The organism is Bacillus sp. AFS088145, assembly GCF_002564465.1.
Taxonomy (GTDB): Bacteria; Bacillota; Bacilli; order Bacillales; family Bacillaceae_G; genus Gottfriedia.
In genome coordinates this window covers 353,948-379,040 of the sequence record NZ_NUUX01000021.1, presented here as the reverse complement: position 1 = coordinate 379,040, position 25,093 = coordinate 353,948, and the positions used below count along the sequence as shown (strand labels likewise).

Annotated in this window: 27 protein-coding genes and 1 pseudogene; 7 read left to right on the top strand and 21 right to left on the bottom strand. The window is 32.0% G+C overall.

What is annotated here, in order from left to right; genetic code table 11:
- The first annotated feature begins 265 nt into the window (after positions 1-265).
- Together COI44_RS14980 and COI44_RS14975 are read left to right on the top strand one after the other, a co-directional pair.
- Complete coding sequence (locus tag COI44_RS14980) at positions 266-955, top strand: MgtC/SapB family protein (protein WP_098428657.1); 690 nt, start codon at positions 266-268, stop codon at positions 953-955.
- Positions 956-1,018: 63 nt separating this feature from the next.
- Positions 1,019-2,011, top strand: a complete 993-nt coding sequence (locus tag COI44_RS14975) for a potassium channel family protein (RefSeq protein ID WP_179887135.1) — start codon at positions 1,019-1,021, stop codon at positions 2,009-2,011.
- A gap of 47 nt (positions 2,012-2,058) precedes the next feature.
- Here COI44_RS14975 and COI44_RS14970 read toward each other — a convergent pair whose 3' ends face one another.
- Positions 2,059-2,463 carry a YugN-like family protein gene (locus COI44_RS14970; protein ID WP_098428655.1) on the bottom strand — a complete coding sequence of 135 codons (405 nt, stop codon included), beginning with the start codon at positions 2,461-2,463 and terminating at the stop codon, positions 2,059-2,061.
- Positions 2,464-2,583: 120 nt separating this feature from the next.
- Complete coding sequence (locus COI44_RS14965; protein WP_098428654.1) at positions 2,584-3,936, bottom strand: glucose-6-phosphate isomerase; 1,353 nt, start codon at positions 3,934-3,936, stop codon at positions 2,584-2,586.
- Between the two features lie 203 nt (positions 3,937-4,139).
- Here COI44_RS14965 and COI44_RS14960 point away from each other — a divergent pair, with 203 nt between their 5' ends.
- The gene (locus tag COI44_RS14960) at positions 4,140-4,373 is read left to right on the top strand and encodes a DUF378 domain-containing protein (protein ID WP_056468643.1); all 234 of its coding nucleotides are present in this window, start codon (positions 4,140-4,142) and stop codon (positions 4,371-4,373) included.
- A gap of 76 nt (positions 4,374-4,449) precedes the next feature.
- Here the strand turns inward: COI44_RS14960 and COI44_RS14955 are convergent, their stop codons facing one another.
- The gene (locus COI44_RS14955) at positions 4,450-4,836 is read right to left on the bottom strand and encodes a CvfD/Ygs/GSP13 family RNA-binding post-transcriptional regulator (protein WP_098428653.1); all 387 of its coding nucleotides are present in this window, start codon (positions 4,834-4,836) and stop codon (positions 4,450-4,452) included.
- A 321-nt stretch (positions 4,837-5,157) separates the two neighbouring features.
- Between COI44_RS14955 and COI44_RS14950 the strand changes: the two genes are divergently transcribed.
- Entirely contained in the window at positions 5,158-5,994 is an 837-nt protein-coding gene (locus COI44_RS14950) for an alpha/beta fold hydrolase (RefSeq protein WP_483295489.1), read from the top strand.
- 38 nt (positions 5,995-6,032) lie between these two features.
- Here COI44_RS14950 and COI44_RS14945 read toward each other — a convergent pair whose 3' ends face one another.
- The 6 genes from COI44_RS14945 to kapD all read right to left on the bottom strand — a co-directional run bounded on the left by COI44_RS14945 (position 6,033) and on the right by kapD (position 11,177).
- Entirely contained in the window at positions 6,033-7,436 is a 1,404-nt protein-coding gene (locus tag COI44_RS14945; RefSeq protein ID WP_098428651.1) for a sensor histidine kinase, read from the bottom strand.
- Complete coding sequence (locus COI44_RS14940; RefSeq protein ID WP_098428650.1) at positions 7,433-8,107, bottom strand: response regulator transcription factor; 675 nt, start codon at positions 8,105-8,107, stop codon at positions 7,433-7,435. The genes COI44_RS14945 and COI44_RS14940 overlap by 4 nt, the downstream gene beginning before the upstream one ends.
- A complete protein-coding gene (locus COI44_RS14935) occupies positions 8,100-9,086 on the bottom strand; it encodes a YncE family protein (protein ID WP_098428649.1) in 987 nt (328 codons plus the stop codon). Before COI44_RS14935 ends, COI44_RS14940 begins: the two co-directional genes overlap by 8 nt.
- Before the next feature lie 110 nt (positions 9,087-9,196).
- Positions 9,197-9,943, bottom strand: a complete 747-nt coding sequence (locus COI44_RS14930; protein ID WP_098428648.1) for a FixH family protein — start codon at positions 9,941-9,943, stop codon at positions 9,197-9,199.
- Between the two features lie 174 nt (positions 9,944-10,117).
- The gene (locus COI44_RS14925; protein ID WP_069034802.1) at positions 10,118-10,300 is read right to left on the bottom strand and encodes a hypothetical protein; all 183 of its coding nucleotides are present in this window, start codon (positions 10,298-10,300) and stop codon (positions 10,118-10,120) included.
- Positions 10,301-10,556: 256 nt separating this feature from the next.
- Positions 10,557-11,177, bottom strand: coding sequence for a 3'-5' exonuclease KapD (kapD, locus tag COI44_RS14920; RefSeq protein WP_069034803.1), 621 nt, complete (start codon positions 11,175-11,177; stop codon positions 10,557-10,559).
- Between the two features lie 241 nt (positions 11,178-11,418).
- Between kapD and COI44_RS14915 the strand changes: the two genes are divergently transcribed.
- The gene (locus COI44_RS14915; RefSeq protein ID WP_098428647.1) at positions 11,419-13,290 is read left to right on the top strand and encodes a transglycosylase domain-containing protein; all 1,872 of its coding nucleotides are present in this window, start codon (positions 11,419-11,421) and stop codon (positions 13,288-13,290) included.
- A gap of 51 nt (positions 13,291-13,341) precedes the next feature.
- On the opposite strand, the gene COI44_RS14910 is transcribed toward COI44_RS14915, so the two are convergent.
- The 7 genes from COI44_RS14910 to COI44_RS14880 all read right to left on the bottom strand — a co-directional run bounded on the left by COI44_RS14910 (position 13,342) and on the right by COI44_RS14880 (position 18,271).
- Positions 13,342-13,899: a DUF5366 family protein gene (locus tag COI44_RS14910; RefSeq protein WP_098428646.1), complete on the bottom strand. Its 558-nt coding sequence runs from the start codon at positions 13,897-13,899 to the stop codon at positions 13,342-13,344.
- Positions 13,900-14,178: 279 nt separating this feature from the next.
- Positions 14,179-14,565: a PaaI family thioesterase gene (locus tag COI44_RS14905; protein ID WP_025671788.1), complete on the bottom strand. Its 387-nt coding sequence runs from the start codon at positions 14,563-14,565 to the stop codon at positions 14,179-14,181.
- A gap of 212 nt (positions 14,566-14,777) precedes the next feature.
- Positions 14,778-15,239: an SRPBCC family protein gene (locus tag COI44_RS14900; protein ID WP_098428645.1), complete on the bottom strand. Its 462-nt coding sequence runs from the start codon at positions 15,237-15,239 to the stop codon at positions 14,778-14,780.
- A 3-nt stretch (positions 15,240-15,242) separates the two neighbouring features.
- Positions 15,243-15,890, bottom strand: a complete 648-nt coding sequence (locus COI44_RS14895; protein WP_286133898.1) for a 3D domain-containing protein — start codon at positions 15,888-15,890, stop codon at positions 15,243-15,245.
- 91 nt (positions 15,891-15,981) lie between these two features.
- Positions 15,982-16,299, bottom strand: coding sequence for a YuiB family protein (locus tag COI44_RS14890; protein WP_056469021.1), 318 nt, complete (start codon positions 16,297-16,299; stop codon positions 15,982-15,984).
- Between the two features lie 94 nt (positions 16,300-16,393).
- Entirely contained in the window at positions 16,394-16,873 is a 480-nt protein-coding gene (locus COI44_RS14885) for an NUDIX hydrolase (RefSeq protein ID WP_098428644.1), read from the bottom strand.
- 180 nt (positions 16,874-17,053) lie between these two features.
- Positions 17,054-18,271 carry an NAD(P)/FAD-dependent oxidoreductase gene (locus tag COI44_RS14880; RefSeq protein WP_141546891.1) on the bottom strand — a complete coding sequence of 406 codons (1,218 nt, stop codon included), beginning with the start codon at positions 18,269-18,271 and terminating at the stop codon, positions 17,054-17,056.
- A gap of 371 nt (positions 18,272-18,642) precedes the next feature.
- Here COI44_RS14880 and COI44_RS14875 point away from each other — a divergent pair.
- Positions 18,643-19,630: pseudogene (locus COI44_RS14875) on the top strand (NAD(P)/FAD-dependent oxidoreductase).
- A gap of 303 nt (positions 19,631-19,933) precedes the next feature.
- Here the strand turns inward: COI44_RS14875 and COI44_RS14870 are convergent.
- From COI44_RS14870 to COI44_RS14860, 3 genes are all read right to left on the bottom strand, one after another.
- Positions 19,934-20,287: a HesB/IscA family protein gene (locus tag COI44_RS14870; protein WP_098428643.1), complete on the bottom strand. Its 354-nt coding sequence runs from the start codon at positions 20,285-20,287 to the stop codon at positions 19,934-19,936.
- Positions 20,288-21,154, bottom strand: coding sequence for a diaminopimelate epimerase (dapF, locus tag COI44_RS14865; RefSeq protein ID WP_098428642.1), 867 nt, complete (start codon positions 21,152-21,154; stop codon positions 20,288-20,290).
- 350 nt (positions 21,155-21,504) lie between these two features.
- Positions 21,505-21,741 carry a YuzB family protein gene (locus COI44_RS14860; RefSeq protein ID WP_056468696.1) on the bottom strand — a complete coding sequence of 79 codons (237 nt, stop codon included), beginning with the start codon at positions 21,739-21,741 and terminating at the stop codon, positions 21,505-21,507.
- Positions 21,742-21,937: 196 nt separating this feature from the next.
- On the opposite strand from COI44_RS14860, the gene COI44_RS14855 reads away from it, so the two are divergent.
- Positions 21,938-23,005, top strand: a complete 1,068-nt coding sequence (locus tag COI44_RS14855) for an NAD(P)/FAD-dependent oxidoreductase (protein WP_098428641.1) — start codon at positions 21,938-21,940, stop codon at positions 23,003-23,005.
- A 72-nt stretch (positions 23,006-23,077) separates the two neighbouring features.
- On the opposite strand, the gene COI44_RS14850 is transcribed toward COI44_RS14855, so the two are convergent.
- Positions 23,078-24,043: an SPFH domain-containing protein gene (locus COI44_RS14850; protein ID WP_218926925.1), complete on the bottom strand. Its 966-nt coding sequence runs from the start codon at positions 24,041-24,043 to the stop codon at positions 23,078-23,080.
- Positions 24,044-24,058: 15 nt separating this feature from the next.
- Positions 24,059-24,478, bottom strand: coding sequence for an NfeD family protein (locus tag COI44_RS14845; protein WP_098428640.1), 420 nt, complete (start codon positions 24,476-24,478; stop codon positions 24,059-24,061).
- Positions 24,479-25,093: the final 615 nt, after the last annotated feature.

Sequence of the window (25,093 nt, the reverse complement as noted above, 5' to 3'; positions counted from 1 at the left end):
GTTCACTTCGTCGCGTCATTTGCGACTTTTTCATATTAACATCTCTTTAACAGCGAGTCAACATTTTTTTTATTTTTTATTACTTTATTTCGTTTTTTGTCGAACCATCTTGGCGACGTATATAAATATAACATCCCATTTAGATTATGACAAGCCCTTTTTTTCATTTTTTTATAAATGATAAAAAAATTTATATATAGTACGAAGGAAGTGTAATACGCAATGTCGAATTAGCCATAAACAATATAGAAAAGGGGTTTAGAAAATGGATCTACAACCAGATATCCTCATAAAATTACTAGTATCAGCAATGTTAGGTTCCGTTATCGGTTTAGAAAGAGAGTTAAAAAGAAAACCTCTTGGATTAAAGACATGCCTTGTTATATCAATAATGAGTTGTCTATTAACAATTGTTTCTATTAGTTCTGCCTTTTCATTTCATGGAAGTGATTATTTAAATATAACCATGGATCCATTACGTTTACCTGCTCAAATAGTATCAGGAATCGGTTTCGTTGGAGCTGGTGTAATTCTCCGAAGAGGTAATGATACAATAGCTGGGTTAACAACAGCTGCTATGATTTGGGGTGCATCGGGTATCGGAATAATTGTTGGGGCTGGCTTTTACGTCGAGGCTTTTGCAGGCGTAGGGTTATTAATAATAAGTGTAGAATTAATTCCTTACTTAATTAACAAGCTTGGTCCTAAAAGATTAAAAGAAAGAGATATAAGTTTAAAGCTAACAGTATTAGGAAGCGAAAATATAAATATTGTCATTGATCAAATTACCGCTCAGGATATTACAGTTAAGAATATTAAAATAAAAGGATTAAATAATGATGAACATTATGTCCAAATGAAATTATTAGTTTTTAATAAACGAAGAACGACAGAAATTTATTATGATATTGAACAAATAGAAAACATCCGTGGAATTGAAATAGAAAGTATATAGTAGTGATAAGTTATTGCTTATTGGTAAAAATAAGTGTTACGAAATTGCGATGGAGGTATAAGCTTGAAAGTATTTCGTAACCAACCTATCTATTTTAAATCCTATACACTATTCAAAATTACTTTAATTTTATTATCGTTGATTGCTATTTTCGGATCAATCATCCATTTCGCTGAGCCATTTACTTTTCCAACTGTTTGGGACGGTATGTGGTGGTCAATAGTAACTACATTTACAGTAGGTTACGGTGATTACGTACCTCTATCTCCAATTGGACGTTTCTTTGCAGTTATATTAATTTTACTTGGTACTGGATTTGGTTCTTATTATATGATTTCATTCACAGCACAAACATTTAGGAACCAGGACGCGGATTTTAGAGGTGCACTTAAATTTACGAAAAGGAACCATATTATAATAGTAGGTTGGAATGAACGAGTTAAAAATGTTATTAAACAACTACGTGCATCTTCAAACCAGATCTATATTGTATTAATTGATGAAAGTTTAGAGTTATTACCTCCTGATTTAGAAAAGGTGCATTTTGTAAAAGGCTCTGCCTCTAATGACTCAGTTTTAGAAAGAGCAAATATTAAATTTGCCAATACAATCTTAATTACGGCTGATCAAAATAAAAATGAGCAAGATGCCGATATGCAAACAATTTTAACAATCATTGCTACGAAAGGTCTGAACCAATCAATTAACTGTATTGCAGAAATCTTAACCAAAAATCAAGTAATTAACGCAAAACGTGCTGGTGCCAATGAAATAATTGAAGCGCATTTGTTAACTTCCTTTGTAATGTCAGGTTCGATTATGCATAGAGGATATTCAGATGTTGTACTTAAGTTAACAAATCAATTAGAAAACTTTACAGTAAAAATAGTAGAAGTTGAACAAAAAATGATTGGAAAATTTTATTTCGATATTGTAGTTGAAGAATTAAACAACGATAAAATGATTATTGGAATCATTCGCGATAAACAAACATTCATCAGACCCGATAAAAGTATTAAGATTGCAATAGACGATTTTCTTATCTTACTTACTTAACAATAGTTAACAAAAAAGAGCCAATCCGAGAGGTTTGGCTCTTCTTTTTATAAAAGTTCGTCCTCAATTCTCTTAAGAATTTCAAACCCTTTTATTTGATATTTTCTAGGAACTTTCCCATCTTTTTCAACTGGTTCTTGGAACTGGTTTAATGATCCAGTTAAATTTCCCTCTATACCAACGTTATCATCTAGTCCTTCATTATAAATATGGGTTAATAAGAAGGGAGTCTCAAATTGTATAACTGCTCCATTCATATCCAACGAACCCGAAGTAACATTAAAGGGTAATCTTAAATACTGATACCCGTCATCATCCTGCATTAATAAATCAAAACTTCCATGATCATATTCCCAGTTTGCTCCAATTACAAATCCATGATTTTTTAATTTCCCCTCAATGTCATTAAGCGGAAATATTGCATTCTCTAATTTTGATTTTAAAGGATACATGCTTTTCTCCTCCTTTTTCAATAGTATTTTCTTATTAAGTAAAAACATGAATATTAATTTTAATTTCAATAAAAAAACCGCTGTTAAAGTCAATTTAACAACGGTCTTTTTGTCTTAATATTATTTTAAGCGTTCTTCTAATTGCATTTTTAGTTCTTCAAATCCTGGTTTACCTAATAATGCAAACATGTTTTTCTTGTATGCTTCAACACCTGGTTGATCAAACGGATTTACACCAAGTAAATATCCACTCATCGCACAAGCTAATTCAAAGAAGTATACTGTATAACCGAAAGTATACTCATCTAATTTTGGTAATGAAACAATTAGATTTGGTACTCCACCATCAGCATGAGCTAAGATCGTACCTTCAAAAGCTTTTTTATTAACAAAATCTACAGTTTTACCAGCAAGATAATTTAATCCGTCAGAGTCGTTATCCTCAAGTTCAATTGTTAATTCATGGCGAGGATTTTCAACAGATAAAACTGTTTCAAATAAATCACGTCGACCTTCTTGTACATATTGACCAAGTGAATGTAAATCCGTTGAGAAGTTTGCTGAAGAAGGATAGATACCTTTTTGGTCTTTCCCTTCACTCTCTCCAAATAATTGCTTCCACCATTCTCCAAAATATTGTAATGATGGTTCGTAGTTAACAAGCATCTCTATTGTTTTACCTTTGTTGTATAAAACATTTCGAACAACTGCATATTGATAAGCTTGATTATCTTCTAATTCTGAAGAGTTATATTCTTTATATGCATCTTGTGCACCCTTCATCATTTGTTCGATATCAATTCCTGCTGCAGCAATCGGTAATAAACCTACTGCAGTTAATACTGAATAACGTCCACCTACATCGTCAGGAATAACAAATGTTTCATATCCCTTTTCATCAGCAACAGTTTTTAATGCCCCACGTGCTTTATCAGTTGTAGCATAAATACGATGTTTAGCTTCTTCAACACCATATTTTTCCTCTAATAACTTTCTAAAAATACGGAATGCAATAGCTGGTTCAGTAGTTGTCCCAGATTTTGAGATAACATTAATTGAAAAATCCTTATCCTTTAAAACTTGAGTTAAATCGTGCATATATGTAGAACTAATATTATTTCCTACGAAGAAAACTTGAGGTGCTTTTCTTTCTTCTTTAGAAGCAATATTAAAAAATGAGTGTTGTAACATTTCAATTGCAGCGCGTGCACCTAAATAAGATCCACCGATTCCAATTACTAAAAGAACGTCTGAATCTGATTTAATTTTCTCTGCTGCTTTTTGAATTCGAGAAAATTCTTCCTTGTCATAGTCATTAGGTAACTCTACCCATCCTAGAAAGTCGCTACCTGCACCTGTTTTTTCATGAATTGTATGGTGAAATAGTTTCACTGCATCCCTTAAATATGATATTTCATGATCTTGAAAAAACATTTTTGCTTTTGAATAGTCAAATTTAATATGAGAAGTCATACATCAAACCTCCTTAAATAGTAGTAATACCTTTACAATGTACCTAATTAAATAATTGAAAGCAAGTAAATGCAATTATATTTATGTGAAAAAATTAACAAAAAAATTACAAGACATTTCTTCTTATTATTATTTTTAAGTACATAAACAAAAATAAATGAGGAAAGCTATGTTAGAAGGTCAAAAAAAGGAGGTTAACCTATATGAGTACATTACAACGTATTGCACTTATTTTTACAATTATTGGGGCTATAAACTGGGGTTTAATTGGATTCTTTCAATTTGATTTAGTTGCAGCAATTTTTGGTGGTGCAGATTCTGCTTTTGCTCGAATTATTTATGGTATCGTTGGTATTTCAGGATTAATTAACCTTGGCTTATTATTTAAACCTTCAGAAGAGCTAGGAACACATCCTGAAACAAACGAAGTAAGATAGATCGCAGACGAAATTAGTCTCTTTTGTATCTATACTTTTCTAAGAATTAAAAAGGAAGGGTAAATCCCCTTCCTTTTTAATTCGTCATATTTTCTTTCTTCATCTCAACGCGAAGCCATTCATTTAATTTTTTATGCAGGGTGCTAAATCCATCTGGTTTAAGCTCTCTTAATAGTCTAGCTGCATGTTTTAAGCTCTCTTCACCATTAAATCCTTGATCGATACTTGCTCCTTTTAAAGACAAACTTATTTTCCCTGTCATCTCATCAATAGACAGTACACGTACATTTACTAATTGCCCAACAGAAATATAGTCTCGAATATCGCGAACATATCCATTAATAATTTCGGAAATATGTACTAGTCCTTGTGTTTGGTGATCAAGTGAAATAAAGGCACCATACGTTTGAATCCCTGTTACTTTACCAGTGTAAACTTTTCCAATATTGTAGTTTTGTGCCATTCAAAACACTCCTAATTTTCGTTCAATTCCACTAACTAAATTTTAGCACACACAGACCAACTTTTAAAGTTTGCTTACTACTCATAAATGGCACTTCTTTTCTAAAATCCCTTTACTTATTATAGTCACTTTAAAGGTTGGGCTATTTCAATTATTTTAAATAAATACTTGTCTCTACTAGAATTGACGAAAAACTTATAATTTAAAAGTATTTTAGCGATTTGCATATCATATGGTGACATACAGAGCATTACTTAGATAAAGAATGTATTCCTTCCGTTTGGACATAATAATCCAAAAACTTAAAGGAGAGTTTGGATGATGAATCATTCTGGAACAATGCAGTCAACATATCAGGTTTCTGGACTTGATGTTTATTATGAACTTTACGGATACCATAATAGCAATAAGCAAGATTCAAAAGTATTTGTATTAATTCACGGTTTTTTATCATCTTGCTTCAGTTTCCGAAGACTAATCCCTTTTATCTCAAAAGATCATGTTGTTGTCGTAATCGACTTACCCCCGTTTGGTAAAAGTGGAAAACATTTAAATTTTAAATATTCGTATGATAACTTTGCGAATGTCGTTATCTCTCTTGTAAATCATTTAAATTTACAAAACATTTATTTAGTCGGACATTCTATGGGTGGGCAAATTGCTTTATATGTCACAAAAAAAGAACCGGAGCTTGTTAAAAAAGTGATTTTATTATGTAGTTCTGGTTATTTAGGAAGGGCAAATCCACATTTAATTCTTTCATCTTATTTTCCTTTTTTCTATCTATATATTAAAAGGCATTTAGCTAAACAAGGTATTATGAACTCACTAATTTCAGTTGTTCATGATAAGAAGTTAATCGATGATGAAATGATAAACGGATACAAGGAACCTTTTTTGCAAGATGCAATTTTTAGAGCATTAGCAAAGATGATTCGTGATCGAGAAGGGGATTTAAGTCCTGAAGATTTACAAAATATATCTGTACCTATTCTATTAATTTGGGGTGAAAAAGATAAAGTAGTTCCATTAGAAGTAGGCGAAAGATTGCATCGCGATTTAAGGTACTCAACTTTATATACTTATCCAGAAGCAGGACACTTAATTCCTGAAGAAATTCCTGAACATATTTATGAACGTATATCAAATTTTGTATAAGAAAAAGAGTCCTCGAACTGGACTCTTTTTCACATTTTTTATAATTCAACTATCGGCAAAGTAATAATAACCTTCAAACCTTTACCATCTATATTCATAAATTTTATCTTACCATTGTGTTGGTCAATAATATGCTTTACGATAGCCAGTCCTAATCCGGTTCCACCTTCGTTTCTAGATCTTGCTTTATCGACTCGATAAAATCTTTCTCCTAAATGTGGAATCTCTTCAGACGGAATCCCCTTTCCTTCGTCTAAAATTTCCAACGTGACTTGTTTATCTTGAAATAGTGTTATATAAATTGTTTTACCTGTAGGTGTGTAACGAATTGAGTTATCAAGTAAATTGTGGATTACCTGTTGAAAACGATCTGGGTCAACATTTGCGATAATCGTCTCATCTAAATTCTTTTGAATTTTAATATTACGTTTAATGAGGATCTGAGAATATGTTTCGATTGTATCTTCAATTAGCTGAGCTATTACGTTAGGTTCTTGACTAAGTGGAAATTGCTGACCATCTAACGTGGCCAAGTCAAGTAAATCTCTAACTAATCTTTGCATCCGACTAGCCTCTTTTTGAATGATGCCAACATATTTTAGTTGTTGTTCTTGTTTTATTACACCATCTAAAATTGCTTCACTATATCCTTTAACATAACTTAATGGTGTTCTTAATTCATGAGAAACATTTGCTAAAAACTCTTTTCTATTTTCATCCTCTTTTTGTAAAGAATCAGACATTGAGTTAAACGCAGTAGCTAGTTTCCCTATTTCATCCCCACTATTGTAGTGTATACGTTCGGTGTAATCACCATTTGCCATTTTATAAGATATTTGCTCCATTCTTGATAAAGGCTTAATCATTTGTTTTATTATACCTCTGCCAATTAAAAGAATAATGAAAGCAAATAACAATGTACTAATCGTAAAGATCCATTTTGATTGTTGGATTAATTCAGTAACACTCCTTAAAGGTAAGTGTAAATATATAATCCCTTCAAGTTTTTCTTTTTTTACAACCGGAACAACGACACCGATTATTTGATGCTTAAATCTTTTTTCAAATCCTGTCTTCGTAATCACTTTTCCTTTTAATAAAGTTTCACGATCATCTTCAGTAATGAAAGATTCGTGGCTTACATTATAGGGGATACATGCACTTAAATCTCTTGGATTACTAATAAATAAAACATTAGCATTTGAAACAGCATCAAATTTTGAAACAAATTCTGAAAAGTCATTAACATTATTCGTTTTATGATAATGTTTTACTAAACTTGTACCTTCTTGGATTAAAGTGGAACGAACATATGAAACATATAATTGCTTATATGCAAACTGAAACATTAAAAAGAAAAAGATTGTTGTACAGATTACAATTAAACAAATCGTTAACCAAAGCTTTTGTAAAAACGATAACGAATAGAGTAATTTCCTCATCCGTTTATCCCAAATTTATACCCTACACCCCAAACCGTAGAAATATAATCTGCATCCTGTCCTAATTTAATTCTTAATGTTTTTATATGTGTATCAACTGTTCTAGCTGTACCAAAATAATCGAAACCCCAAACCCTTTCTAAAATTTGTTCGCGGCTAAAAACGTGGTCTTGGTGCTTACAAAAGAAGAGAAGCAAATCATATTCTTTTAAAGTAAGTGATAAAGGTTTGTCCGATACAAAAGCATTCCTAGACTTTTCATTTATTTTGATTTGTCCAATCTGTAAAACGAAAGCATCTAAATTTTTCGTTCTTCTTAAAACCGCATCTACTCTTGCAATTAATTCTCCAGGACTAAATGGTTTTACGATATAATCATCCGCTCCCATTTTTAATCCATTTACCTTATCCCACTCTTCACCTTTTGCTGTTAAAAAAATCACAGGTACATTTGATGTTTCTCTAATCTTTTTACAAAGGGTCCATCCATCCATTATCGGCATCATAATATCTAAAATTAATAAATCATAGTTTGATTGACTTATTTTTGATAATGCGCTCTCACCATTGTTTGCTTCGTCCCAACTATATCCACTATTTTCTAAATACATTCCAACCAATTGGCAAATTTCTTGTTCATCATCAACAATTAATATCTTTCTTTCAATCATGACGAATGCCCTCTCTTAACAATAATTGAAAAGGTCCTCTTCCTACTGCAACTTCTTTTTCAATTTTCATCGTTGTCGTATTTATTTGGTACACCTTGTTTAAATCGTAGCTAGCTGCATACGCAGCATGTTTAAAACCAATAGCCGTATATGGATTCGATCCAACTTCAGTAAACTTAGTCTGATTATCTACATTCGGATTTAGCTTATAAATTTGATTTGTTCCATGGGCGATCGTAAACAATCCATCTTCATTTTGAAAAAACGAAATAGGCATTAATGGCGTATGAAGAGACTTTTGTTGCTTACCAGTAATAGTTGAATATACTTTTACGTCCTCATTTTCCACTTCACCATTTCCGTGTCCCCCAACAAATAGTTCAGATGAATCTTTGTTTAAAATTAAGCCTACCGATGTGTACGGCACTTCAATCGTTTGTTCAATTTTAAAACGATCCAAGTTAATACCAATCACTTTTCTCTCGTTAAACAAGCTAACATATAATTTATGATGATTCGTATCTTCAACCATCGAAATTGGATTTCTACCTATTTTAATTTTTTTAAGAACCTTACCCTTACGATTAAAAAATGTAATGTTATTCTTCTTTCCATTCGTTACAGCAATCACCTGATTACTTTTTAAAGAAATTATATTAGTAATACCAGTACCAGCATTCCAACTATCGACATGTTCCCCTGTTGAAAGATGATATATATCTATTTTTGGATTTGTTGGATGATACACGGCAATATCTTCTCCGTTTTGTAATAATACTGCTCCACTTATATCTCTATTTAAATTCCAATCTGTTACTTTTTGTAAGTCATCTAAATTTAGGAACGTTAAGCTTCCCACTTTTTTATTTACTGAAATTAGGACATTCTCCGTATCCTTGATATGTGACATATTATTTGACACACAGCCTGTACAAAATAAGAAAAGTAAAATCGTGCTGAAGATTAAAATCTTTCTCAAAATATTCACCCCCATAAAAGCGATATCAGTCAGTAGCTATTGACTTCAAGCTTTTATATAAAAGAGGCTATCCTTCTATTCATCTAAGATAGGATAGCCTTCGTTATTATTTAATTTACTGTAACCTCTTTTTCAGTATGGTCATGTAGTTCCTCTTTTTCAACATGTACCTTTACTGTATTTGTTCCTTTTTCTTTAAAGGTATATTTAACTTCATATTCACCTGGTGCAACTTCTTTTGCATCAGTATAGTCATGCTTTCCTTGCTCATCTTTCCATGTCTCAATTCGCACGTTCGCTTTTTCAAGCGGTTTTCCATCATTCGTCATAAGATGAATCGTAAAGAGATTTTCTTTATTTGCATCAATATTTTCAGTACCCATTAAATGAATCATTACATCGCCATGATGATCATCTCCACTGTGAGTTTCATGCTCACTCTTTTCACCATTACTATTACTAGTTGAGGTAGTAGTTTGAACTTTAAAATCCTTTTTAGGCATTGAATGTTGATCCCTAGCAGTAACATGGGCAATTACATAGTAATCTCCTGGATCAGTAAATTTGTATGTAGCTGAATAAATACCATCTGCACCATTTTTTGCATCAAGCATGGCGATACTATCTTCACCATTTTTACCAATTTCAAATTGAACTTCATCAGCGTCGGAAACAGCTTTATTATTTTGACTAACCTCAGCACGTATTGTAATTTCTTTATTTAAATTAATATCGGATGTCGGCAGAAGTATATTTACATCAACTGGTTTTTCGACTACTGGTTCCTTCTTCTTCTCATTAGAACATCCTGCAGTAATCATAATGCTTACAATTAATAGACTTAATAATTTTTTCATATGTATTACCTCCTAAGAAGTTATGTATTAAACGCGCTTTGTCAATCAGATTTTTAGTTAGTCTATGTAGCTAATAAATTCACAAAAATAAATCTATCACAAAAATGTGATAAAAATGTGATGTAATTCCAAAAAAAAGAGACCTTCCTTAGTAAGTCCCCATTTTGAATTATTTTATTCACGTAATGATTTTTTTTCTTTTGATTCCATTAATTCTGTTATACGCTTTTCTTCTTTCAGCGATGCCTTTTTAATTAAGTAAAAAGTAATAAATGCACCAATCATAAAAATAATTAATGAAATAACGGCAGGTATATACTCTGTTTTATCTTCAGGAAAATATAAAAACTCCATCATAGTCCCATCACTCCCACTGCCAATTATACAAAGTATTCTAAAATAATCAAAGTAAAATGTTGACCAAAGGATTATTCAAAAATCATTAAGTTGTGTCTTGTTGATTTCCTCTTCGGGTTGCTCGTCCCATGGAATGCGAGCATCCTGTAGTGGATATCAACAACACTCTAACTCCTTTTACGAAAATTTGGTAAGTTAATTGACAAGGTTGTTTTTCAACAAAATAAAAACCAACTGATTTAAAATCAATTGGTTTTTAGTATGAAGATATTCTTTTCTTTAGTAATGAAAAATCAATTAAGTCTCCTAAAGTTGCTGGTGCAGGTTTCTTCATGTATTGCTTATCTTTTTCTACTAATTTATAAATATGATATGTTGTTAGTGCATCGTCGAGTGCTTTGTGGTGATTTCCAGTTCCATCTTTACCATACTCTTTCATTGCGTTCCAAAGGCCAGTTTGATTTTGGTTACCGAAGAAGGTTTTATACTCAAGACATAAGTCTCTTACTTCCCCATGAATTGGGAATGAAATATTTGCAGCCTCGCAATTATGTTTTAATACTCTCATATCCATATTGCCCCAAGTAATTACCGTGGTTCTATAGTTTTTTGTCGCTTCATTTAATATTTCTCCAAGTTCCTTTAATTGTATTCCATGATCGACATTTTCTTGTGAAATATTTAGAAACCTTTTGCATCTTGAGGATAACGTTGGAAATTGCAGCGGTTTAACAAATGAAGAATATGTTTGATTAATCTCATCATTAATGACACTTACAAAACCAACTTCAATGATTTCCGGAAAAAATTTAATTCCTTTTGATTTTCCATCGGGCATTGTAAATTCAAAATCAATAAACAGGAACTGCTCTTTCATTTCCTCACCTCCAGAAAAATAAATTTTCTGATTTTTACTTATTGTCTTATATGATTAACGAATATTCAAGTAAGACAAATTTCCTATTTTCAACTTTATTCCTTATTTTATTATTACAACCAATTTGTGTAAAAAATAACATAAGATACCCATCAAGATAAAAAAACGTGTTAAAATAATATCGTTCGTTTAATTAATTCTTTAAACGAATTAAAAAATAGAAAGTATATAGAGGGCTATTATGAAAAAAATTATTGGATTTATTATTATTATAATAAGCTTTCTTGTCTTTTATTTCACATCTCAGCAAGCTATGATGGCGTATGAGACTTCAAAACATATTCCCAAAAAGAAGGTAGAAGAACTGCCTGTTGTTTCTTTATCACAGAACAGTGTTTTTTATGATCGAAATAATAATCCTTTTTATATTCCTGCTTCTGGTGATAATAGAATTAATTTAAAAAGCGGTGATATTCCGCAACTAGTGAAAGATATCTTTATATCTACCGAAGATCGATATTTTTATTCACATAAGGGTATTGATTTATTTGGAGTTGCTAGGGCATTTATGGTGAATGTTTCGAATAGTGGAATAGAACAGGGAGCTAGTACAATTACACAGCAACTTGCAAGAAACTTATATTTAACTCAAGCACGTACAGTCGAACGCAAAATAAAGGAGATTCAAATCTCTTTACAACTTGAAAAGCAATATTCTAAAGATGAAATTTTAGAAATGTACATTAATACAATTTATTTTGCAAATCGAAACTATGGAATTGAAGCTGCAAGTAAAGCATATTTTAGCAAATCGATAAAAGATTTGAGTATTGCTCAAACAGCTTTCGTATGTACAATTCCAAATAACCCAACTTTATATGATCCTTTGAAAAACTTTAATAACGCTAAAAAGCGTCAAGAAAGAATTTTAGGTATACTTAGAGATCAGGGAAAAATCACTGAACAACAGTATACTGCTGCCATGAAAGAAAAAATTACGCTAAAGAAAGATAGTAAAACACAGGAATATCCTGATTACTATTCTTACGTAGATTCTGAGTTGAAGAGTATTTTAGCTGGTAAAAAAGGAAAATTTAATACTAGCAAGCTATCAGTAGCTCAACAAACTGAATTAAAAAAATTAAAAACTGTCCAAGAGAGAGCATTATATTTACAAAATCAGGGCTTAAAAGTCTATACAAGCTTAAATCCATCGGTACAACAAGTGACAGTCAACGCAGTTAATCGAGGAACACTCTCAACAAATACACAGGGCGCAGCAGTTGTAGTAAAAAATGATACACATGAAATTATTGCAATTTCTGGTGGAAGAAACTATGAACCTCACAATCTAAATCGAGCATTCCAATCATATAGACAGCCAGGTTCAACAATTAAACCATTACTAGTTTATGCACCATATATCGAAACCTTTGGTGCTACACCGGATTCAAAAGTAAATGCAGATAACTACTGTAAAGGCACGTATTGTCCTAAAAATGATAGTAAAAAAGAATACGGGGATGTAACTATACGTACTGCCATGCAGAACTCATATAATACGGCTGCAGTTCGATTATATGAGCAACTTACACCACGTATAGGTTATTCATACTTAGATAAGTTTGGGTTTAGAACGATTACAAATGAAGACCGTATAGAGCTAGGTCGTGCTCTTGGTGGCTTCAATGTCGGTATGTCACCATTAGAAATGACAGATGCATACTCTACATTTGGTAACAATGGAGTATTCTATGAAAATACCGCTATTAAAAAAATCACATTAAGAGATGGTACCGTATTATACGATAATGAACCTAAAGCAATTCGTGTTTACAATCCATCAACGAACGAAACTATGAGAAGCATGTTAAACTCTGTAGTAAAAGATGGTACTGCTAAACATATCTATATGCCGTTAAACTATATTGGCGGTAAAACAGGTACAACTAACGATAATACGAATCTATGGTTCATGGGATTAACTTCAAATTATACAATTGGTACGTGGATTGGTAATGATAAACAAAGAATTCCAATTCCAAAAAACTATTCTTATCCACCTACTCAGCGCATATGGCAAAATATCGTTGTGAATGGCCAATTATATTAATCTATAAATAAAAAAGTAGCACTTTTGAGATAATCAAAAGTGCTACTTTTTTTAAAATGGCATTGAAGTTTTAAATTTAGCTAGAACTGTAAAAGCGCCATATACAACTCCGCTTCCTACTAATCCCCAAATAATTAATTGGATCATAATAAAACCAATGACACCTACAATTGTATAGTTAGATCTTTGCTTTATTAAAAATAAAATATAAAATGCAATTACTGATACTACTAAAATAATAGCAATATACACTAAAGATTTATTTAAAAAGATAGCAATTAATCCACCTATTAAAAAGACAAAAGAATATTTCTTGGTTGCTAATAAGTCTACTCCTTCATTGTCCCTTGAGAATAGTAGTAGCGCAAATTGCCAGATCATATCAGAAATTAATTTGAATCCACTCAAAACTAAATAGAAAAGAAATGCTATACCTAGAAATGTAAGGATTCTAATTTCCTTCTCTGGAAGTAGATCTGTAAGTGGTTGTAGAATACCAGATACTGATAAAAAGTTTATAGTCATTTGAAAGAAGTTTAATGTAATGGCGACCGTAAACATAATTATTGATAAAAGTGCATTAAAGCCTGTGAAATATATATTTTTCATCGAATGTCTCCTTTCTTCTCTATCTCAAGAAATTTCTCATTCCTTAAATAGAGGATGTCTCACTTATCTTCGAAACTTTATATTCACAACTTAATTATTTTACCATAAGTTTAAGCTAAAATTGATGAGTTTCTATTTTTTCTTTTTAGAAATAATCATTTTAAATTACATTTTAATATTTAAAAACTTGACTGATCCGTTTACCAAGTGTTATTAGTTTGATATCCTTAGTCATAAAAAAACTGCTAAATTACATTTGTAATTTAGCAGTTCTTTATGTTAATTTCGTTTATCTTTAATTGCAACTGTACATCTTGAGATACAAACTAACTGCTCATCCTCGGAGTAAATTTTTATATCCCAAACCATTGTCGTTTTACCTGTATGTACTGCAGTTCCGATTGCTGTTACGACACCGTCACGAACAGAACGTAAATGATTTGCGTTTATTTCAAGGCCAAAAGCAAGTTGATTCTCTTGATCAATCATCGAAAACGTTCCTACACTCGCAACTGTTTCAGCTAAGGCAACTGAAGCACCACCGTGTAAATAACCAAACGGTTGATGTACTTTTTCCGTTACCTCCATTTTCATCACTACTTTGCCTTCTTCAACAGACTCTATCGTCATGCCTAAAGCATGCATTAAGGTCATTTTCTCTTCCATTACTCCTCCACCTCTCTATCAAAGCTTACTCACTTTAAACAACTCTGTTTATGTCATACTCGTTTGAACAAAAGATTATGTTTAACATATTCTATTTTATTATAAAATTTTACTTATTTTAAATTCGAGATAATGAAAAGATTTTCCTTTTATTCAAAATAAATATCCTATAACGTTTTAAACCCCTTGCTATTAATGCAAGGGGCATGTTTTTATAGTACACCATCAAATCGCTTTTCTGCATATTCTTTTAAACTACTCATTTGTTTTACTACAATTCGTTTTGTGAACCAACTGAATATGAAGCCTGTCATTTTTGCTACTACTGAAGACATTTCCAAGCTACATTCATAATCTAATCGGGTTTGATTTGATTCGATAGAAAAAAAGCGATAGACCGCATCAGCTGTAAAATTAGTATGCTTTAATCGAATACCTAATTCTTTTGGCGGGCTATAAGAAATGATTTCACCATCATATTCTCGAATTTCCCCGTCTTCTTCTAACTTTTGCTTAAACTTATGACCAACTGGTTTTTCTCTGTTAAAATTTTCGTCATACTTATTCTCTATGAAACCATCCATCCACTTTTTTATATGCTCATCTGAATCAACAACTTCAAAAACAGCTTCGATTGGTGCATTAATAATTAAGCTATAATTTATTTTTTCCATAATCTATTCTCCAATTTGATTCTTTGATTGCTGTCTAAATACTTGTAACGAGTTTTGTTCATTCAATTCTTTAAGATCTGATTCAGTAAATCTTCCTGACCCTTGCTTTATTATATAAACAGCCAATTTCTTCTTTCCCCAATGCTCAAATACATCACCAACAGTTTGAAAATATAAATCCAAATGATGTCCCTTTACTGCTGCACCTTTATCTGCTACTACTCCATATCCATACCCAGGAATAAATAATACCGTTCCTATCGGAAATACGTTTAAGTCGGCTGCAATGGTTGAAAATAAATCCCTCTTTACTTCCACACCTGAATAAGTAATTCCATATGAATGGTCTTTAGGACTTTTTCCTGTCGATTCTCTTCCAGCTGTATACCCAGTTGCAGTAACTGTTACCTTTTTATAATTATTCCAATTCGTATTATGTTCGATGTTTTTTGCCATCGTAATCATTATGCTCTCATTTGTGATCGTTTTATTTTCTTCAGCAAATACTTTATTTATTGCAATTGAATCACTAAACCAGCCTTTTATAGTACCGACTTGAATATTTGCAAAGATTTTTAAAGAAGAAAACAAAGCAATAATGAATAAAATAGATAAAATAACACGTCTAAATAATTTTTTATTTATACCCAATGAATCATTTCACTCCTTTTCATCTTTTCATCTTTCCCTAAAACAAAAAAATTATAAAAAAAACTTTCTCATACAGTGAGAAAGTTAGAAGTTAGAACATTTGATATCCATTTTTTCTTAATGAAAGGATTACTACTCCTGACATAATTGCCCCTACTAAACCAGCTGTTAAAATAACAATATCACCAGTTCCTACTGCCATTAAGTTTGTTTTTAATGTCTCAAAAGCTACAGTAGTATTCGTAAAATATTTTACCGTACTAATCTTGTCCACAATCATAACGATTAATAGTGGATAGATTACTACCATAAACCAAGTAGTTCGAAAAAGCATATTTGCAAGGAAACCGATTCCAAAAGCTAATACGAAAAATAACAAAATTGAAATTAGTAAAACTGGAATACTCATCACCATATAAAAAACACCCCACATTTTTTCTATATACAGTGTAAAACCTTCTTGTCCTATCGTCAATTTTAAAAAAATTCAAATTATTGAAAAATTATTTAATAAAGTGATAGGTTGTATATTGGAATTGATCTCCTGGGTTTAAACCTTTAACCACATTCATTGGTTTATTCGGAGGATTTTCGATTAAGTATTTAATTAGTAATGAAGATGTAGGATCCTTTAGTAGCTCTTCTTCAGTAATAAAACGTGCATCTGATAACTCTTCTTCTTGAATCGATATCGTTGTATCATCTGCCTGTAATAAGAAAATCAACATATTATCACTAATTTCTTCACGAATAACGCCAGTCCTAACACCTATTAAACCGATTAAGGTTGCATTTACGCCTGTTTCCTCTTTAATCTCTCTTAAAACTGCTTGGTCAACAGTTTCATCTTGTTTTACAAAACCTGCTGGTAAAGACCATAAACCTTTTAAGCCACTATATTTTTTCTTTACAACTAACCATCTTCCATCAGGGTCTTTCACTAACCCTGCTACTCCTAACCATACACTGCTTCTTTTACTCATCATTATGACCACCTTTTCGATAAAGAAAACTCGCCGATTGGCGAGCCTTAAGGCGAAGACAGAGACGTAGTTGAACTTATACTTAATACTAAAAATTGGAAACTACGTCAACTTCCTGCTGCCAATTCACACCTGAATAATGTACAAAGAAAAAGCCCGACTTAAGTCGAGCTAATATGCTTATAGTAAGTTTAATTTACCTTTTTTAAGAACTAACATCGGTCCACCAAGTACGAATAAGTAACGGTTATCGATTACTTTCTTCATAAATGAAGCTTTCCAACCAGTTAATTTTTTACCGTAAACTACGCCAATTGCATCATCATGTCCTAATGAACATACTGTACCTTTAATGTCTGGTGTGAATTCTTCTAATTCACCTTTTCCACGAACTAGTACTGCTAAGTTGTGTGCAACATTAAATCCTTGTTGGATTGCAATTTGTGCTGTTGGTGGGTAAGGACGGTTACTTGCTTCGTCAATTAATAAAGCAGAGTCACCAACGATAAATACATCGTCATTTCCAGGAACACGCATATCTTTTGTAACTTTTACACGTCCACGCATAGCTTCAAAACCAGATTGCTCTACTAATGCATTTCCACGTACACCTGCAGCCCAAACAACTGTTGCAGAGTTGATTTTCTCTTCTACATCACCTTTAGCAACGATAATTCCTTCTTCAGTACATTCTTTAATAGCTGTACCAATTTTGAATTCTACACCTTTTTTCTCTAATTGAGAAACTGCATAGTCAACTAATTCAGGATCGAAACCTGGTAATACCATTGGTGCAGCCTCTACGCAAATTATACGAACTAAATCACGATCGATATCATATTCTTTACATAATTCTGGCACACGGTTTGCAAGTTCACCAACAAATTCAATACCAGTAAATCCAGCACCACCAACGATAATCGTTAATAACTCTTCGCGCTTTTCAACTGGAGTGTTGTAATATTTAGAGAAGCTGTACTCAATATGCTCACGAATTTGACGAGCAGCATTGATGTTAGCAATTGAAAATGCATGTTCTTTTAATCCTTTAATTCCAAAAGTTTCTGACTCAAAACCAAGTCCAACTACTAAATAATCATAGTCTAATTCGCCGTTAGAAAGAAATACTTTCTTCTCTTCAGGTTTGATTTGAGTAACAGTATCTTGAATAAAATTAATTTTATCTTGATTAATCACGTCTTTAATATCAAGACGTGTACGGTCATGGTGTAATGTACCTGCTGCATTTTCATGTAACCATGTTGCTTGGTAGTGGTAGCTGTTTTTATTTACTAGTGTAATGTCCGCTTCATTTGCAGATAATGTTTTTTGAAGTCGAGTTGCAGTAATAATTCCACCGTACCCAGCTCCAAGGATTACAATCTTAGGCTTATTCATGATATACATACCATCCTTTTAAATTATATTAAGTACCTACAATTTGCTGTAATATCTCTAAATTTATAACTAAGCTCAATAGTGAGCAATCTAATTCATTATAAAAATTAGTACATAAGTGAGCAAACGATTAAATAGGGATATTTGTCTAAATATTTCGTAATAATTGTCACAAAATGTTAACAATTAGCCTATAACAATATTAAAGTTTTTTGTGTAAGATTTCAAGCATAAATCTAATCGGTAGAATTCTCAAAATATTAAGTGAAATTGGTTATTTTTTGATCCACACCTCAGTTTATCGGCATAAAATATGATATTATTCTATTATAGATGACATGCATTTATACATGAGGGGGATACTTACGTTTATGAAAGACGAAAAAGTATATGATATTACGATTATTGGTGGAGGCCCAGTTGGTTTATTCACTGCTTTTTATGGTGGAATGAGACAAGCCAGTGTAAAAATCATAGAAAGCCTTCCACAGCTTGGTGGTCAATTATCTGCACTTTAACCTGAAAAATACATATATGATGTAGCTGGCTTCCCAAAAGTACGCGCTCAAGAGTTAGTTAATAATTTAAAAGAGCAAATGAAAAAATTTAATCCTACCGTATGTTTAGAGCAATCAGTTCAAACAATTACTAGAGGTGACGATGGAGTATTCCACTTAGTTTGTAATGATGGTTTTGAGCATTATACAAAAGCTATTATCATCACTGCGAGAAATGGTGCATTCCAACCACGTAAACTTGAAATCGATGGTTCTGAAAAATTTTAAAAAGCAAACTTACATTACTTTGTAGATGATATGAATAAATTTGCTGGTAAACGAGTTGTTGTATTCGGTGGCGGAGATTCTGCCGTAGACTGTCATTAATGCTTGAACCATTCGCTGAAAAAGTAACACTAGTTCACCGTCGTGATAAATTTAGAGCTCATGAGCATAGCGTTGAAAACTTAATGAAATCTAAAGTAGAAGTAACAACTCCTGGGTTCCTGTTGGAATCGTTGGTAAAGAGCGTATTGAAAAAGTTGTACTTCAAAATGCTAAAACTGAAGGGCGTATTGAAATCGAAATTGATGATGTAATCGTTAACTACGGTTTTGTTTCGTCTTTAGGACCAATTAAAAACTGGGGCCTAAACATTGAAAAGAATAACATTGTTGTTAACTCACGCATGGAAACAAATATTCCAGGTCTTTATGCTGCTGGCGATATTTGTACATTTGATGGAAAAGTTAAGCTAATTGCTTCTGGATTTGGCAAAGCACCAACAGCAATCAACCATGCTAGAACATATATTGATCCAACTGCGAAAGTACAACCAGGTCATAGTTCTTCAATGTTCTAATATATAAGATTTTAATCATAAGAACTGTCTTATAATAGGCAGTCTTTTTTAATCTTACTTGTGATACATTGAACAATACACATCATGATTCGTGAATCATTTCACAACCAACTTCATAAAAAACCAATTCAAATTTTTATCTACACTATATAATAGTACACAACTTCAAAAAAGATTCAATAATTTACCCTGAATTTGTAAAAATATTAACAATTAAGAATTTTGCCTAGTTTGTTTAATAGAAAAAATAGGATACAAAAGTATCCTATCCAAATTTCATTCAATGATTAAAGTTTGGCTCAATTAGCACTCTTCAGGTGAACCTGCATTCGTAGCTGTTCTAAAGCTTGAACCACATCCACATGATGCAATTGCATTTGGATTATCGATTGTAAATCCTCCGCCTAGTAATGACTCTTTGAAATCAATTACAACTCCTTTTAAAATAGGAGCACTTTCATTATCAATTAAAAACTTAATGCCATGATATTCTATTTCTGTGTCATCATCATTTTTTTGTGGATCGAAACCAAGTCCATATGAAAGTCCAGAGCAACCTCCACCTTTTACTCCTAAGCGAACAAAAGTATTTTGATCTTCTTCGTTTTCAATCATTTCTTTAATTTTTAAACTTGCTTGTTCAGTAACTGTAATCATTTATTTCACTCCTCTTTGAGTATAGTATATGCCTTCTGTTATTGTAACTGCTGGGCCTTTCATCCATACATCCCCATCAGTAGACCAAGTAATTTGTAAATCTCCACCTTGCAGGTGAACAGTTATCGGTTCATCTCGTTTATATTTACCTTCTTGTATCATAGCGACTGCTGCAGCACAAGCTCCTGTTCCACAGGCCTGAGTTACACCAGAACCTCGCTCCCATACAACGAAATTTATCTCATTATGCGGCAAACATTCGATAAATTCAACATTTACGCTTTCCGGAAATAAATCATGTTTTTCAACAATTGGACCTAAAGTTGTTAATGGTGCCTTTTTTATATCACTTACTTCAAAAACAGCATGTGGATTTCCCATCGAAACTGCTGAAAATTCATAGTTTTTTTCTTCAAATAAAATTCTGTCCTTAGCATATTCCTGATCATTACCAATCATTGGGATTTTTGATCTTTGGAATATTGGTTTCCCCATATTTACTGTTACTTGATTAACAGTATTATTTTCAACATGTACTGTTGCTTCAACAATCGTACTGATCGTTTCAATCTTAAATGAAGTATTATTTGCAATTCCATGTTCGTATGCATATTTAGCTACACATCTTAGACCATTACCACAATTTTTAGCTTCTGACCCATCATTATTAAATACTCGCATTTTTACATCTGCAACTTCTGATGGACAGATTAATATCATTCCATCACTACCAATACCTGTATTAATATTTGAAACTTCAATTGCAAGTTTAGAAAGCTCTTCTTCTCTTAAATTTTCTTCAAACATATTTACATAAATATAGTTATTTCCTAATCCATGCATTTTTGTATAACGAAAAGAATTCATTTCCATGACTCCTTACTTTTTTTATTAATTCAAGTATAAATTTTAAATGAATTGAGCACAATAAGAACATCCCCCGTTTCTCGATATAGAAACATTTTAAGAGCTTCACTTAGGTGAATGCTCATTTTTTTTGCATTAAATTTGCTAAATAATTAAGGATAGTGTACGTAATAAAAATAATATTGGTTAAAGTATTAATCTAAAGAATAGTAATTTCCCCTAATATTAAATTGGTTAAATTAGGGAATGTCGAGGGATGTAAAGCGGGTTATGAGGAAGACTAAAATATTGTTGAAATAGCTCGAAAAATAAAAAAAAAAAAAAGCACTGTTAATTATTAACAGCGCTTCTTATATTAACATATTTTCTTCTAAGAAAATATAAATATTATCTACTAGCTCGGTTGCGGTTTCTCCAGTAACTACTTCACCTTCAACTAGTGCAAAAAGTGATAGACTACATTTTCCACAATATCCAAGGCAGCCATATTCTAGTATGTCTAGATTTGGATCACGTTCAAGCTGTTCTAAAGCTTTTTGTGCACCGTCTGCTAGGTTTTTTATACAAAATTCGACTAATGGTCTCACTATTTTTCACTCCTTGCTCTTCATAAAGTTACTCTTTTTTTAAAAAAACGTCAATCCTTTTGAGAATAAATGGAATGAGCTTTATTTTACCGAGTTAGGCGTTGTTATTTTAACATAAAATATATATAATATAATTGTCGAAAAATAGAAAAATTTTTTCATTCAACGCTAATAAAACAAAAGGGGAACATCAACTATGAAAAACCTCGTATTACTAGGTGCCGGATATGGAAATATTCGTGCTTTGTCACGTCTATTAACATCTGATTTACCTGAGGATGTTCATATCACATTGATTGATCGAAATTCTTTTCATTGCTTTAAAACTGAGTATTATGCATTAGTTGCAGGTACGGTTCCAGAGCAACACATTAGAATACCATTACCAACTCATGAGAAATTAAAGGTTGTATATGGAGATATTACTACAATTGATACGGCAAACAAGAAAGTAGAATTAAGCAATGGAAAATCAGTTTCTTATGATGATTTAATTATCGGTTTAGGTTGTGAGGATAAATACCATAATGTCCCTGGTGCACCGGAACATACTTATAGTATTCAAACAATTGAAAAAACAAGAAACGCTTATGAAAATGTAAACAGTCTACCTCCTAATTCAGTAATCGGTGTTGTAGGTGCTGGTTTAAGTGGTGTAGAAGTAGCTAGTGAACTAAGAGAAAGTAGAAGCGATTTACAAATTTTACTTTTTGATCGTGGAAGCCGAATTTTATCAATGTTTCCAGAAAAACTTAGTTATTATGTACAAAACTGGTTTATTGAGCACGATGTAAAAATTGTTAGCAATTCAAACATTACAAAAGTTGAGAAAAATACTCTATTTAACCATGATGATGAAATTCATTGTGACGCTGTTATTTGGACAGCGGGAATTCAACCAGTTGAAGTTGTCCGCAATTTAGACGTAGAAAAAGACAATACAGGAAGAATCGTTGTAACGAAATATCATCACATGCCAAACGACGAGCATGTTTATGTAGTAGGAGATTGTGCATCATTACCATATGCACCTTCCGCACAGCTTGCGGAAGCTCAAGCAGAACAAATCGTTATGATTTTACAAAAAAAATGGAAAGGTGAAGACCTTCCAGAAGAAATGCCTAAAATAAAATTAAAAGGTATTATGGGCTCATTAGGTAAAAAACATGGTTTTGGACTATTCAATGAACGCCCACTTATCGGACGAGTTCCAAGATTAATTAAGTCTGGAATCCTATGGATGTATAAATACCACAATGGTTGATTAACAAATCATCTTTTTAGTTATACTTATATGCTAAAAAGCCCCTTAACTTAATTGTTAAGGGGTTTTTTTTTATTCTGTTTTGTCAGATTTAATAACTTCTTTAATACTTTCAACCATCCCTAAAAGCTTTGTAGCGTCTGTCGGAATAACAAGTTTTGATGCGTGACCGTAAGCTACTTTTTCTAAAGCTTCCATTGAACGCAATTGAACCATTTCTTTAGTTGGCTCTGCATTTCTCCAAACATCTAACACAACTTGTTCCCCTCTAGCTTTCGCTTCAGCAAGTTTAATGATTGCTTCCGCTTCCCCTTCAGCGCGTAAAACTTGTGAATCTTTATCACCTCGGGCTTTTTCAACTTGGCTTAAACGTTCCCCTTCTGCTTCAAGAATTTTTGATTGCTTTTCTCCTTCTGCTTTCAGGATTTTTGATTCTTTTTCACCTTGTGCATTTAATACTTTTTCACGACGTGTACGTTCTGCTTGCATTTGTCTCTCCATCGCATTTTGAATATCAACAGGTGGAATAATATTTCGGATCTCTACACGATTAACCTTCATTCCCCATTTATCAGTTGCTTGGTCAAGAATTGCACGGAGTTTATTATTAACTGTATCACGACTTGTTAAAGTTTCATCTAGATCTAATTCCCCTATCAAGTTACGTAAAGTAGTAGCAGTCAAATTGGAAATCGCAGACAGTGGATTAGCAATTTCGTATTCATGACGCACAACATCAGTTACTTGATAAAAGACAACTGAGTCTACTTGGATACTAACATTATCTTTTGTAATCATTGATTGTGGTGGAAAATCTACCACAGTCTCACGCAATGTTTTTTTACTAGCTACACGTTCAACAAATGGCATTACAACGTGGATTCCACTCTCTAATTTACGATGGAATTTCCCTAATCGCTCTACTAGATATACTTCAGATTGTCTAACAATACGAATACTTGATAACAAAAGTAACACAACAAATAAAACAATAATACCAATAATAATTGGACCAACCATAGAACTTACATCAGACATAGCACTTCTCCTCAATTAGTTATTTATCACGTATAAAGTTGCACCTTCTATTTTTGTTACAATGACCTTTTCATTTAAAAATAATGGTTCAGTAGAACGGATTGTCCATTCGTCACCATAAACTTTAGTCGTTCCTACTGTATCATCATTTATTTCAACAGAAGCTACAACGACCTCTTTACCAACTAATGCATAAACTCCATTTTCTATTGTTTTATGCTGGTGGATTCTTTTTGCAAATTTCTTTGTACTAAGCCACAAAATTAATGCACTAATTATAAAAACGATAAAAGTAAAGGTGTTTGATCCTGTTAAATAATTTACAACTGATGCTAAAATGCTCGCAATACCAATCCATAAGAATACAAAGGTTAACGAAAACATTTCGATAATAATTAATAAAACTCCAATTACAAATAAACTGATCGCAACCATTCCACCCCTCCTCCCAATTCTATATATATGCCAAAAATTGTAATTTATTTATTTTATACATCTATTCTATCATGTAAATCTTCAGCATTTTACATAAAATAGTGAATTTTATTAAAACATTTTAATTTTTTTGGATAAGAATCATTACAATAAGAACCCTACAAAAAACAATTTATAAACAATAAAAAACCCCTTACATTTTTGAAAGAGGTTTTCAGAGTGTTAAAATATAAAATGGACAATAGGGAAAAACGGACATTAAATGACATTTATTTAATGATGAAAATATCATTTTTGGATGCTATTAATGGTTTTAAATGTTAATATGTTTGAGCAATTTCATGATTCCAATAACACTAATAATGATTTTTTGATTTTTTCAGAAGTTAAAAATATTATGAGCTAATCTTTAGAAAAACAAATTCAATTGATTAGTAATTAATGTTCGATATTTATTGACCTACAAGCCGAAATATAAAACAGTTAGGTTACTCTAAGTAAAGGCTATCTGACTAGTATTTATTGCAGACTTTTTTTGATTGAAAAGTTGATTGGAACGGAGGGNNNGTTTTTCAACAGCGTGAAAACCCCTTACATTTTTGTAAGGGGTTAATT